The 13,106-nt window shown below is 39.4% G+C and carries 14 protein-coding genes; 8 read left to right on the top strand and 6 right to left on the bottom strand.

The features are described 5' to 3' along the window. Window positions 1-26 precede the first annotated feature (26 nt). The 6 genes from IPM65_07040 to IPM65_07015 all read left to right on the top strand — a co-directional run bounded on the left by IPM65_07040 (window position 27) and on the right by IPM65_07015 (window position 6,690). Window positions 27-1,775 (top strand): type IV secretion system protein, encoded by a 1,749-nt coding sequence (locus IPM65_07040; protein QQS43861.1) that lies wholly within the window; start codon window positions 27-29, stop codon window positions 1,773-1,775. 172 nt (window positions 1,776-1,947) lie between these two features. Further along, complete coding sequence (locus IPM65_07035; protein ID QQS43860.1) at window positions 1,948-2,562, top strand: hypothetical protein; 615 nt, start codon at window positions 1,948-1,950, stop codon at window positions 2,560-2,562. Beyond that, a complete protein-coding gene (locus IPM65_07030; GenBank protein QQS43859.1) occupies window positions 2,559-4,667 on the top strand; it encodes an ATP-binding protein in 2,109 nt (702 codons plus the stop codon). The genes IPM65_07035 and IPM65_07030 overlap by 4 nt, the downstream gene beginning before the upstream one ends. A gap of 3 nt (window positions 4,668-4,670) precedes the next feature. Then, on the top strand, window positions 4,671-5,438 hold the full coding sequence (locus tag IPM65_07025; protein QQS43858.1) for a M23 family metallopeptidase: 768 nt from the start codon (window positions 4,671-4,673) through the stop codon (window positions 5,436-5,438). Window positions 5,439-5,440: 2 nt separating this feature from the next. Beyond that, window positions 5,441-6,235 (top strand): hypothetical protein, encoded by a 795-nt coding sequence (locus IPM65_07020; GenBank protein ID QQS43857.1) that lies wholly within the window; start codon window positions 5,441-5,443, stop codon window positions 6,233-6,235. A gap of 11 nt (window positions 6,236-6,246) precedes the next feature. Next, window positions 6,247-6,690 (top strand): hypothetical protein, encoded by a 444-nt coding sequence (locus IPM65_07015; protein QQS43856.1) that lies wholly within the window; start codon window positions 6,247-6,249, stop codon window positions 6,688-6,690. On the opposite strand, the gene IPM65_07010 is transcribed toward IPM65_07015, so the two are convergent. After that, window positions 6,687-7,412 (bottom strand): nucleoside deaminase, encoded by a 726-nt coding sequence (locus IPM65_07010; protein QQS43855.1) that lies wholly within the window; start codon window positions 7,410-7,412, stop codon window positions 6,687-6,689. The genes IPM65_07015 and IPM65_07010 overlap by 4 nt on opposite strands. A gap of 81 nt (window positions 7,413-7,493) precedes the next feature. On the opposite strand from IPM65_07010, the gene IPM65_07005 reads away from it, so the two are divergent. Beyond that, on the top strand, window positions 7,494-7,703 hold the full coding sequence (locus IPM65_07005; protein ID QQS43854.1) for a helix-turn-helix transcriptional regulator: 210 nt from the start codon (window positions 7,494-7,496) through the stop codon (window positions 7,701-7,703). 2 nt (window positions 7,704-7,705) lie between these two features. Here the strand turns inward: IPM65_07005 and IPM65_07000 are convergent, their stop codons facing one another. The 4 genes from IPM65_07000 to IPM65_06985 all read right to left on the bottom strand — a co-directional run bounded on the left by IPM65_07000 (window position 7,706) and on the right by IPM65_06985 (window position 11,620). Next, window positions 7,706-8,158: a hypothetical protein gene (locus IPM65_07000; GenBank protein ID QQS43853.1), complete on the bottom strand. Its 453-nt coding sequence runs from the start codon at window positions 8,156-8,158 to the stop codon at window positions 7,706-7,708. Between the two features lie 275 nt (window positions 8,159-8,433). Beyond that, complete coding sequence (locus IPM65_06995) at window positions 8,434-8,655, bottom strand: hypothetical protein (GenBank protein ID QQS43852.1); 222 nt, start codon at window positions 8,653-8,655, stop codon at window positions 8,434-8,436. 163 nt (window positions 8,656-8,818) lie between these two features. Beyond that, complete coding sequence (locus tag IPM65_06990; GenBank protein QQS43851.1) at window positions 8,819-10,099, bottom strand: carboxypeptidase regulatory-like domain-containing protein; 1,281 nt, start codon at window positions 10,097-10,099, stop codon at window positions 8,819-8,821. Window positions 10,100-10,537: 438 nt separating this feature from the next. After that, window positions 10,538-11,620: a transposase gene (locus tag IPM65_06985; GenBank protein QQS43850.1), complete on the bottom strand. Its 1,083-nt coding sequence runs from the start codon at window positions 11,618-11,620 to the stop codon at window positions 10,538-10,540. A gap of 178 nt (window positions 11,621-11,798) precedes the next feature. Here IPM65_06985 and IPM65_06980 point away from each other — a divergent pair, with 178 nt between their 5' ends. Continuing rightward, a complete protein-coding gene (locus tag IPM65_06980) occupies window positions 11,799-12,617 on the top strand; it encodes an aminotransferase class IV family protein (protein QQS43849.1) in 819 nt (272 codons plus the stop codon). Window positions 12,618-12,653: 36 nt separating this feature from the next. On the opposite strand, the gene IPM65_06975 is transcribed toward IPM65_06980, so the two are convergent. Beyond that, window positions 12,654-13,100 carry a right-handed parallel beta-helix repeat-containing protein gene (locus IPM65_06975; GenBank protein ID QQS43848.1) on the bottom strand — a complete coding sequence of 149 codons (447 nt, stop codon included), beginning with the start codon at window positions 13,098-13,100 and terminating at the stop codon, window positions 12,654-12,656. Between the last annotated feature and the right edge of the window lie 6 nt (window positions 13,101-13,106).

Here is a 13,106-nt window from a genome sequence, read left to right as displayed (position 1 = left end):
CCAGTCTCCCATATACAAACAGCGATATGAAAAGATTGGTGCTGGTATGCGCAGTCATACTGGGATGCTTTTTTACTACATCATTAGTTCATGCCCAAGAAGAAACGCCTGAACCGGCTACTCAGCCGCAAGTGCAATGGACAAATGAATTCACTGTTCAAGATGAACCTTCTACAATCATCACCCTTCTTAAAAATTTCATTGACGGCTTTGACTCCTTTTTAGGAGGATTTATTTTTTATACTCCCGATCCTCTCGCAGAACAAATAACTCTTAAAGATGAATCGACTATTCCAGGGGTCACCAAGTACAGAAATATTTTTTACCAAATAGCCATACCTGTACTGGCAATCATTATTTCAGCTATCGCAATTGCAAAACTGGGGTCTGATAACGCACACGAACTAAAATCTTTTGCTGTACGCTTTGTAATTGTTATCGCTCTTTTTCTCACTGTTCCGACAGTACTTTCTTATAGCGTGCAGTTTAACAATCTGCTTGTAGAGAAAATTTCTGAAACTCAAGAGTTCACAGGATTTTTAAATGATTACTTCGACAAGTCGAGAGAGCAGATTGAGCAAAATCAAAGCTCAGAAAAGTTTGGCATACCTTCTTTTGATATTTCTCTGCAAAGCGGCATCTTCCGTTCACTTGGCAAGTTTATTGTTCAGATATTCTTATTTGCTCTCACCTTTTTATTTTTACTCTGCGGATTTCTATATATTGGCTTTCAGTTTGTGATTCGCTTTGCTACCTTGCTGTTTCTGGGAGTAATTTATCCAATCGTTATTCCTTTTGCATTAGCAGAGAGAACTCAAAGTATTTTGCATACCTTCTTTAAAACCTGGTTTACCTTTCTGATCCAGCAGCCAGCATTTGTACTTGGATTTTCTATAGCCACAGATATCTTTCAAAGTATTTTAGAAGCTCAAGGACCTAGTGTAGGGATGCTGTTTTTCTATACCGGCTTTTTATTCTTCCTAGGAGGAGTAAACATGCTGGTGGCTCGTATCTTTGGAGATGTATGGACAGCAATGTCTGGAAACATGCTAGCCGCTGTTTCTACAAGAACAATTGCCGCTCCAATAGGTGTTAGTGCGGGTAGTTTCAGAAAAGGACTAGTAGGTGGAAGCTTGAGTAATGCTTTAGGAAGAAATATTCGCCAAGCTTTGCCTATGAGACAGAAATTATCAAACGGTTCCACGGGTAATGATTTTTCAGCCAAAGGAACTGATACATATATCCCTCAAAAGAGTTCTAAGACTAAAGGAGTAATTACTGCCGTACCAGCGGCTCCTTTTTCAGAAAGGCTATCACAAAAGGGCTTTGCAGTTGAGCAGGAAAATCAGAAGCAGGGTATTGTTTCTATTTCCGGTTCCGCTTACAAACACGAAAATAAGCGGTCAGGTTTAATTACCTATTATCCAACCGCAACAGAAGCAGTACAGGACGGTGTTCCCCAAGAGAAACTTCAGCATGTAGAACTAAAAAATGAACAGTTTATAGATCTATCAAGTTTTCATAAACATAATCCTAATCCGCACAACTTTAACGCAATGCAGGAAGCCAAGAAAAAAGGCAAGGAAATTGATTTTGCCTATATCAATAAAGCCAGCGCTCCGCACAAGATAAAACATTTTTTGGATTTATCTGAAAAACGAAATCAGGCTTTGAATGTTCAAGGGGTGATAGTTGAGCGGCAGGCTAAATTAGGAAGCGATTCAGTAATACGTTTATATTCAAAAAAATCTTATGAGAAGCGTAAGGATATATAAAGACGATATCAGAACTCACATTTTAAGAAGTCTGTTTTTTACAGATACTGCTCTTGTGGTTTCCGGCAGCTTGATAATTGCCGGACTGCTGTATGTAGTGTTTTTCTACCTGCTGCATTTTTTCAGCTGGTCGTACTACTTATCATCACTGTTTGTTTCAATAATATTTTTTGTGGCCTTTATTACACAGAAAGTAGATAATCAGCCTATTTATAAAGTAGTTCCTCGAGCTATCTCTTTTAAAACAAAGAAAAAAGAACTGCGAACGCATAATCTTGAACCTTACTTTGTAGATTTTGATATTCAGGATAATTTTATAATCCGAAAGAACAGCCTAGTGCAGGTGTTTGAAGTTGAGCCATTTGATATCGCACTGTTAAATGATCAGGACAGAGAACACTTTTTTGTAAAACTTAAACAAGCTATTCATACACTGCCGAATCAGATTCAATTTATTGTTAAAAAAGAACAGGCTTCGAGTAAAGACTACTCAAGGCATTTCTTTTCGCTTTTCGATAACGCCTCACAAGAAAGAGAACCATTGATTAAAGAATATATCGATAACCTTACTGAACTGGTAGAAACCAATAACTTTCTTATCACTAAGCACTATGCGGTTATAGCTGTTCCATGTAACCCTAAGAGTGTTGACTCAAAGAAAAATGCAGTTAAGAAGCTGTTTGATATAAGCAGTGCTTTTGCCGCTAACCTATCTCTTTGTCAAATTTCTATAAGACCGCTCGAAAATAATGAATTAGCAAGTTTTGTGAAAAATATACTGCGATGAAACAAAAAATACAAAACGCCATACAAGAAACGATAGAAAGCATTCAAAACTTTAATCTCACTTTTCAGTTGAGAGACCAAGTATCTGATTTGCGCTACAGCAGCGAAAAACAGGAAGATGAACTGCGCAAGCTAAAACGAGAATACAAGCACCTTAAAACACGCCTTGAGGGTATAAAGAAAATCGAAAAGCAGTTTTTCAATGGCGAATCAAAACTCCCCAAAGATGCGGCAACTCAAGCACTCAAAGAGGAAGTTAAGCGCTTAATGAAAATAATCGATAAGCAGGCTGAGGTAATTAGGAAAACGCCATTCATATCAAACGAAATTACATCAGTAAAAAAGCCTCGAAGAGTAGAAAGCAGTAATTATATTCGATTCGCCAGAAACCTATTCCAGTACAAAAAAGAATCGGATGATTATAGAGAAAAAGTATTAAATAACAATAGAGCAAGGTTTCATTTTAATGTAGAAAAGGATGGCAACGGCATTACAGTTGATAGCACAAACAGCAGTTTTTACAAAAGCGAATATATAAAAGAGCATGGTTCTCATATTGAAGTTGGTGAAAAACTGCGAAGATATTATTATCTTGCTGATATTCCTGCTTACTTAAGCCCCTACATATTCTTTAGACTTTTGACTTCTCCACTGCCATTTACCCTCAGCGTATTTATTGAGCCTGCTTCCAGCGCTGAACTCTTAAAGAAAGCAAGACAAAGATTATCAGTGCTGGAAATGCAGCAGAATGAAAGAGTTAAAGGCGGTAAAGTCCGAGATCAGCAGCTGGACAAAAACATAAGTGAAGTTATGAGCTTTATTGATGAACTTGTACATGAGGAAGAAAAAGGAGTTGTGTATGCTTTATATTTGCAGTTGGAAGCAGAAGATGAAAACGAGCTAAAAGCATACCATAAAGAACTTCAGACTATTGCTGGCTCAATGGATTTAACCTTTAATCAATATACTTTTGGTCACAAACAAGCCTTTAAAAACTTTCTTCCTTTTACCCAAGACCACTTGCAGGAAAATAGAATTTTACAGTCTACCGCTGTTTCGTATTTGATGCCGTTTGTTTCCAAACAGCTAAATGATCCTGATGGGATTTTTATGGGAGTAAATGCTTACAACGAATCCCTTGTATTTATTGATCCATTTACCTCACGAAACAATAACGTCAATATTTTTGGAGTTTCCGGTTCTGGAAAAAGCGTGACTTCGAAAGTACTTATGAACAGGCTCTATATGAGGGGAGTTCAAATACTGGCTATAGATCCCGAAGGCGAGTATGTAGGTTTAGCGAAAAAACTTGGAGGTGAGGTAATTCAGTTTTCAAGAGACAACGGCATTAATCCGTTTTACATAAATAGCTCTAGAGAGAATGATATTTTAGACCATATCTCAACACTTAAAACCTTCTTTAGATTTTTCATTCCTGCAGATCATTATGACGGCGCTTTACTCGATGAGACACTTATCAAGCTTTATGATTCCGGCACTCCTAACTTTGAAAACATGCTTGAGTTGTTGGGAGATCACCCAATGAAAAAAGATTTAAGCGTTCTATCTACAGGAAGTCTGCGAGGAATTTTTAACTCTGACAGAAAACTTGAACTCGATAACGACATTATTGTTCTTGATCTGCATAATTTGCGAAAAGACGAAAAGAGAGAACCAGCAATGTATCTTTTAACTTCTCTTATCTGGAATTTACTGAATAAAAATAACGATAAAAAGCGCATGCTTTTTATAGATGAAGCACACAAGCTGTTAGTTGATCCGGAAGTGGCTGTGTTTTACCGAGAGCTGGTAAAACAGGCAAGAAAAAGAAATGTAGGTGTGGTTTCTATCACTCAGGATGTAGAAGACTTTTTGCATAACGACTACGGCAAAGCCATTATTACCAACTCAGAAACAAAGATTCTGCTAAAGCAGTCATACGCCGCTTTATCAGAGATAGGAACTATTTACCCAATGACAGATGAAGAGAAGAAACAAATGGGACATTTGAGTATTGGAGAAGTAATTCTGTTTAGGGAAGGTGAGCACGTACGGCTGAATATTACTGTATTGCCCTTTGAAAAACCGCTTGTATTCACCGATTAAGTTATGAAGGCTCTAAATTATGCGCAAAAACTCAATCAGTTAAAGAACGATCCCATTGGATTTGTAATTGATTTGCTAATTACAGTTGTTGTAAATATCTTTGCGCCGTTTCCCTTACCTAGCGTTGTAGTTTCGCAAATTAAAGTACCTATCCTCGGATTCTTAGCTTCACTCATTATATTAGCCTTCTTTTTTATTATGCTTGTCGGCACCGTTTTAATGTCTCCAATGCTTCTTAGTAATGGATTCATGGAAAGCATAAAATCACTTTTTGTTGAAAATACGCTTAATATACCTCCAGACACTAGCTTTATCTCAACTGCTGTACCAAAACAAAATCCACTAGGCGGAGGAGATATCGGTTACTCAGAAGTAACAGCTTATTTTTTAGATCCCAATTATTACCTGCAGTTTGGTAAGAACCATATTGGGATTGATTTGATTCCTTCAGAAAAATACTTCAAAAACAGTCAAACGTTTAAAGAAACAGGCAAAGTAGCAGTGTTTGCTACTATCAATGGCACGGTTAATTATTATGTAGATCAGTACGGCGGTGAAACAGTAGAAATTACAAATGACGATCAATCTATAAAAGTAGTCTTTATTCACTTTAGTACTGTGCTGGTTGAATCAGGAAAAGTAACAGCAGGCACACCAATCGGGATTATGGGAGGAACCGGCTTTGCAACAGGCGATCATGTGCATTATGAAGTCCATACAAAAGATAGTGATACCTGGAAAGCAGTAAATCCATTAAACTATATACAGTAATTATGAAAGATATACAGCTAAATCCGTTAAATTCAAATCAAAGAAGGCTTCTGCAGTTTGGAGTAGTAATTGCTCTGGGAATATTTCTGGCAGGCTGGTATTACTTTATGAAACAACCCTCACTAGAAACAGAAATACAAAATAATTCAATTTATATTCAGAATTCCACACTCTATGCATTTGATGATACATATAACATTGCCCAGTATCCGAATCGGGTGTCAGTGCATTATCCGTATTTGTTTGTTATTAAGCCAACAGAGCAAATAACCCATGTTTATAACCTGACGGATAAAACAAAGGAGGACATTCAAGAAGTACTGTTAGATTATGCTGATGGTTTTAAACTACGAAATGACGGCAAATCTACTTTTTTAAATGACAAAGACCTAGGGGTACTTTGCGAGAAAGGATTTATTAAAAATGAACTGGAAGTTTTGTGTCTGACAAAAGTTAATCCTAATACTGTAGAAAATAAGCTGGTTAGCATAGATACAGCTACAAATAAACAAACAGAGATTTACGTTTCTCAGAATCTTGTTACAGACTTTTCGGTCATTAAGGACCGTGTTTATATGGGAGAAATTGATCTTTATAACAAGAAAAACTATTTGATTATAGGAGAAGAGAAGATGGAAGTGCCAAGTGTTGTGAGTTTGATTTATGAAATGAAGGGAAATCCTTACTTTGCTACTTTTAAAGGTGAGTTGAGCGAGGAAGCGGTTTATTATGAGATTATGGGTGATAAAATTAAACAAGTAGAAAAAAAGAAAATCTATCTATATATTGTTCAATAGTTCTTATTTTTATGGTAAACAAAGCTACTGCAATCGGCACAGTACCTCTTAATTTCATTAATGATACCTCAAGTGATTGGGACAAGTTTTTGACTGAAGATATCATTGAAAAAGGTTACATAACCACTCCACCCGACTATATATGTACTTTAGGTTCAGGGATATGTACTGCTATGACTTCACTTGCAACAACTCCAGCATATCCTCTCCCAACCACTACACAAAGTTATTATGCTGGAAGAGATGTTTTACGTTGGGGAGGTTTTAAAGATCCGCATGAAGTTGATTTTGATCGCTATGGATTCACACCAGATTTTAACAAGGGAGTTGCAATACTTTGGAAAGCTCCCAAATCAGAACCACATCACTTGTCCAAAGTTCCGGATATCTTAGATTACTTATCAGATTCAGATAGAGATTTTTGTAAGGCAATTTTGGAAAAGAAACTACCTTAGGTTAAAAATTTATCTTCCCAAACTTTAATTAAATCAAGCATTTCTAGTTCATAGTCTGGAATACAAACTATTTCAATTTTTCTGGTATTTTCTTCATTAACCTTGCTTACATCTGTAACCCCTTCATAGTATCGCTTCTGTACCATATCTTCTGTTTTACGACATCCATATACAATCCTAGAAATACCCGACCAGTTAGCTACTGAAAAACACATAAGACAAGGATGCAGAGATGCATATAAAGTGGATCCAGTTAGATCAGAGGTTTCTAGTTTCTGGCAAGCCTCCCTCATTGATGCAGTCTCAGCATGACTCGTAGGATCATTTATAAGGTATCCAATACTAATACCTTCAGAGATAATTTTGCCATCTTTTACAACAATAGCACCGGCAGGAAAGCCGCCCTTATCAACAGATTTTCTTGCTTGCTCTACTGCCAATTTTAAATACTGCTTGTCTTTTTCTTCTAAAAAATTTAGGGCTGTTTTCTTCATAAGTTCTGCAAGTTCTTCTGCATATTCTTGAGTAGCATTTTCGGGCTCTCTTTTTTTAAGCATCTTCAAAACAGACTCTACTACATGAGATTTACTATTCTCATCTAATATTAATTGAAGTGTCTTAGAATCAATATTCTCAAGAAAATCTTTGTTTTTCTCAATATCGAGAAATGGTTTAATTTCTTCCCAAGAAATGAAGCTAGTAGGAGACGTTTTTGTGCTCATTTTCTCTATTTTATCAGAAAATAAGTTTCTTTATACAACTATCCAGAAAGGTTGTATAATTACCAGGAGAGGTAATAAAATATGGGTTCACAAGAACAACTAGCAAAAATACTAAAAAATGCTCGAATAAAGGCCAATATGACTCAGGCGCAAGTAGCTGAGAAGGCGGATATTCATGTAAATTACTATGCTCGTATTGAGCGTGGAGAAGTTAATCCTACTGTAGATGTTGTAGATTCAATTGCTAAAGCGTTAAAAATTAAATTGAAGTTTCCACTAGAGAATCGCTAAGATTAAAGTTTGATAAACCTGAGCATTTGTCTTACTGAAGATTCATCTTCTATCCTTCTCATAATTTCTAAACTCTTATTGTAGGAGAGGATATTTAGACTTCCTTCCCAAAGAATTTTTCTATCTATAAATGCTAACTTGCGGTGATGGTAGCCATTAAGAAGTGTAAGTTGCATACCAAGCTCTTTACATCTGAGTATCTCGTTTACTGCCTGATGTTTTAAGTACTCATCATCATGTTCAACAGGATCTCGGGTTATTAGATGTATCTTAATTTTTTTATTTAAAATACGTTGAAAGACGTGGTTGAAAGTTTCCATTCTGTTAGCAGTAATATAAGGGCTTTCAATTACCACTTCCTTCTTAGCTAACTCCAAGTCTTTCAAAAATTTCTCATAAAATGTCTTTTCGTTAAATAACTCAGATTTATATGATTTAGACCTGTTAAAAAACATAGGGGTTAATTAATCTTTTTAATATAATAAGTGGGTAAAGACCTTGGAGGTAAACTTTGAGGTTTCTCTTTTTTCTCTTCTTGCTGAGGATATGCAAGCATTAATTTATGAATCCAAGGGAGAAAGAGTTCGAAACAAAGTGCATCGGGGTCACAGGCAAAAGGCTCGGTTTATCCGGGTCTTTTTTATGGGAAATTTGGAAAAAGTTATTGAAGGGATAGTGGTCTTGGGCCGCTCTTTCGAGTAGCCCAAGACCGATGTGAAGGTTCGATCTATCAGTCCGGATCATTGGCCGTTCCTACGATCTCTTCCTTCCAATTATCTGTGTGGCCGTCCGGACAGATAAAATACAGAGTGTACACCTTGTTATTGGTCCAAGCTTTTCTGCCTTCATATTCTCTGTAGTCTTCTACCATCCATTTTTTACAGCCTTGATGGGTACACTGTACACGCTTTGCCACGATTACCTCCTTTGTTGAGGGGTGAGTACTTCCCATGCTTTAGGGACGATTGGTGATACTATACACAATAATGATACGCACGTCAATGCTATAGGGTATAAAATGTAAGGGCTTTATAAAGAAAGTCAGTGGAGGCGGGCGTACACGCCCGCCTCCACCTCTAGATCAACTTAACCATGAACCGATGATACGGAGCAACTTACCGCATCATTGCGGGAAGGAACACGTACTCCAACCGTTGTGAAGGAGTCACGTTCACAACACCCCATTCAGTATACGCTGACTCGTTGGTGCGTCCGCGCAAACTGAGGACGACGGGTTGTTGATTAGAGGACATGACTTTCACTTCCACGATGAAGCCTGCTTCGGCAGCGGCGACAACGACAATATTGCCGCGTGTAGCGGCCATTGCGTTTACTTCAGCTGAGCGGGCCAGATCGTAGATCGCGACCTCGAGCTTGGAATCCTCAGGCAAACCATCCAGATAGAACTTCGTGGACTCAGCGTCGGGAAAGTTCAGAGTGATGGTATCGCCCTCAACAGTGGCGGTCGGAGCAGCGATGCTCATGACCATACCGCCGGTGACGCCCGAAAGCCACGAGTAATTCCCAGAACAGTCCCCGAGGATGTACGAAGTGCTGTCCTGTACCCTATCAGTCCTAAAGTTCGGTAAAGAGACGTCATTGGGTACGAAGGTCACCTGTGGTGTGTAGCTTGCGGGATCAAGAGCAATCTGCAGGAAATTAGCTGCATCCTGCTCTGTGACTTCACCGTTCCCGGTGATGTCGCCGGCCTGCGTGGGGCAACTTGACGTTCCGACTGCAGTTTTCAAAGCTTCTGAAGCATCCTGCTCGCTGATGTACGTATCGGTTTCGATAGGTTCACCCCAGACAAAACTTTCCGTCTGGTTTTCTACCTTACCGACACGTAGTGCATAGGTACCGGAAGCATCCGTGGTTGTGTCCAAAGAGGTCGTTGCACCGGTGAGAGTAACATGTGCTCCTGCGACATCTTTGCCGTCCCAACTGGTAAGAGTACCGGTCAGATCGACCATTTCGATCCTGGCGATACCTGAGGTGACTGCGCCGGGCAGCAGATCCACTTCGTTCACACGACCCACACCGCTGATTGTGTATTCGATATCATCGGTGATCTGCAGGATTTCAAGCTGCAGTTTGACGATGACAGCGTTCGCAGTGTTGATCGGTGTGGCGATTGCGCCGGCCACGGTGAGTTGGTTGCCACTCACGGAGTGCTGTATGAGCCCTCCATCCATGGCTGTTCCGGTTTTGGTGACACCGACGATCGTCAGGTCGGCCGGGATATCCAGCACGAGCCTAAACGATTCGAGTCCACCAGCCGGAGGCGTGGTCAGCTGGACATCCATGGTAAAAGCTTCCGGAGCAGTTGTGACGGGCATGACGGTGATCGCAACAGCGTTCGGCGCTGCGTTTACGACACCCATCGGGACGAGGTTCATTAGGATCACTGTCACGAGGGACAGAATCCAGAACCTACTTGTAGTTCGAACGTGCATTGGAGTAATCCTCTCTTGCTAAAGTTGGATACAGGAAAAGCGGACATACTTACGGTATTCAGTTGTAAAGAAATCTCCTTTCATTTGATCATCTACCCTTTGTCCGCCGGTCTGTTTGAGACCATGGGATATGATGATTGCGGAATAGAGAAGTACTGATTATTCGTTACTCCTATACACCGCAATCATCCCCGAGCGAAACAAAGGAATATTTGGTTCATGAAAGTTGTTAATGTACTTTTTCCCACAACACACCTCTCACATGCTTACAGTGATATTCGTCTTAAGCTAGAAAAATAATTATTTTCGTGTACTTTTTAAAGACATGCAGAAGTCCCTAAAATACACATGTTATATGTATACTACAGAGTATCACCTATGTCAATTGGTTGTATGAGTTCCATACATATGGCACTCTTTAGGTAAAATAGATAATAGGTAATCCATAGGTGAAATATTGTTCAGGCTTTTGTGAACTCGCTTTGTATTGTACCAGACGAGGTATTCAATAAGGTGACGATTGAATGATCCGATACCGGTCCACTTGGTATAGATGTAGGGGTTCATAAATTCTTCCTGGAGTGTTCTGTTTGCTCGCTCAATAAAGGCATTGATCTTGGGACATCTGGGGTAGATAAAGAGGTGTGGGATATTGTTTTCTTCCAGATAGTCATGGAAGTTTCCCAGATACTCGAGGCCGTTATCTGTTTGTATGGTTTTTATACCATCTTGTATTGGGTATACTAGTTCCAGTCTTCTCATAAAATCAGCACCGTTTCGGCTGTTGAGTTTTGAGTATCCGTAGGAGAACTGGAATTTGAGTTTGATGTCCACTGCATTGAAGACATACAGCTTGATTCCGTGTACAAACTTCGTGATGGTATCAATCTCAATGTATCCGGTATCTTCCACCTTGGGAGACCGCTTGACCTTCTGTCGGTACTTTACTTTCCGTTTTGCAAAGCCACTTGCTGGATTGTGATAGATCCGGTAGGTCTTGCGCTGCAGGTTGTGTCTTTTGATCACTTTTCCAATGGTTGACTCAGATATAGTTGAAATTCCTTCCTGTAGGCAATACTCATCAAGTAAGGGCTTGATCTTCTCCTTTCCCAAACAAAAGTATTGTTCTCGAATCTCTTTGATAAAGGATATGACCTTCGGGTGAGTCTCCATACGTCGGGGTGTCTTTGGCTTGGTTGTCTCTGGTATCAGGCTATCCAACTGCCCTTCTGAATCTCGCCGTCTCTTCCTCCATCGAAACAATGTCCTTCGTGATATCCCATATGCATCAACTGCAGCTTGTATCCCGTACTTCTCTGCAAATGTCAGAACATCGTTTCTGATTTGTGCTACATCTGACTGATTGTAGTCTGATAGAGATCGTATCTTTTTCATAAGATCTCTATTGTACTGCCAGTCATAACTCCTAATTACTCGAAGCTGATCTCCTCCCCATTTACTCATAGATGTTAGTTCCCTATGAGTGCCATATCTTTCGTAACTTATTCATTGGTTCATTTTATTCACGATTATCGAAGTAACACAAACTGGATCATCGAGAATTTACTTAGTGTTAATCACGAAATTGAGCATGATATATCTGGAAATCACGACTACATCATTGTTATAACTTTTTTTCCATATGAAACTTTTTATTGACGATACATGGGTTGAAGATACACAAGCTAGTATTTCCATTAAGGATATTGCGGTTCTGCGCGGTTTTGCAATATTTGATTTTCTTCGTACGTATGAAGGGGTACCCTTTCGCCTGGAGGATCATATTGATCGTTTTTATAACTCTGCACGCCTGATGGGGATGACACCGAAGTACTCAAAAGAAGATATGACGCGAATTATTCTCGAAGGGATTAAAATGAATGGTTTTGCCAATACATATATTAAATTTATTCAAACAGGAGGACTAAGTCCTGACGGATTTATGCCTGCCCGGGATCAGACATTTTTTGTCTATTTTGCAAAAGGTGAAGAGATGCCGCAATCTTTATATGAAACGGGGATTAAGGTATGCACCTCATCTCTTATGAGGCAACTTCCGGATATTAAATCGACAAATTATGCGGCAAGCATTGTCGAAATACAGAAAGTTCAGCAAACCGGAGCTGTAGATATCCTTCACACCGATTCTGAAGGGAATATCTATGAGGCAACCAGAAGTAACTTCTTCGGTGTCAAAAACGGCAAACTTGTCACGGCAGAAACAGGGATTTTGAAAGGAATAACCAGAAAAGTGATTTTAGAGATCGCGGAAAACGAAAACATTCCCGTTGAACTTCGTTTTATCAACAAGTCAGAATTAGCTGATTTAGATGAAGCGTTTATCACAAACTCCAGTCACGAAATCACTCCGGTTGTCATGATTGATGAAACCCGTATCGGTGACGGCAAGCCGGGGGAGATGGTTGTCAATCTTCTTTACTTATTCAAACAAATAGTCTAAACAAGTGCCGGCTCAAAGAGCCGGCACAATTCTTATTTACTGTTCATACACATCTGTCCCGTTTCCTGAGAATGTATTCCCGGAAAGGGTATTGTTCGGGGAAGTTACCAGATGAATACCGTAGTTCTGATTATTGTTAAATGAGTTATTCGTGATCGCATTACCGGTTGATGTCAGTAAGGCAAGTCCAGTCGGATTTCCCTCAACAGTGTTTCCGTCAAAGGCATTGCCCGTTGTATTCTCGAACCGAACACCCTGATAGGTGCTGTCTGAAATCAGATTTTTGCTGATGGTATGATTTGATCCGCCAAAAACCTGAAGCGCATACTTGTTTGCTGTGAATGTGTTTCCGGTGACCTCGGTATTTGTCGCGTTATCAAGTTTCATGGCATACCCTCCGCTTCCTGAGAACGTGTTGTTTACAAAGCTGTTTCCCGTCGGATTGTTGGAATATACGGTCAGGGATTTATAGTTGTCAATCAATTGGTT

This window comes from Candidatus Roizmanbacteria bacterium, assembly GCA_016700135.1.
GTDB lineage: Bacteria > Patescibacteriota > Microgenomatia > UBA1406 > GWC2-37-13 > UBA1450.
The sequence above is the reverse complement of the archived record's forward strand: the minus strand, read 5'-3'. Positions and strand labels throughout refer to the sequence as shown.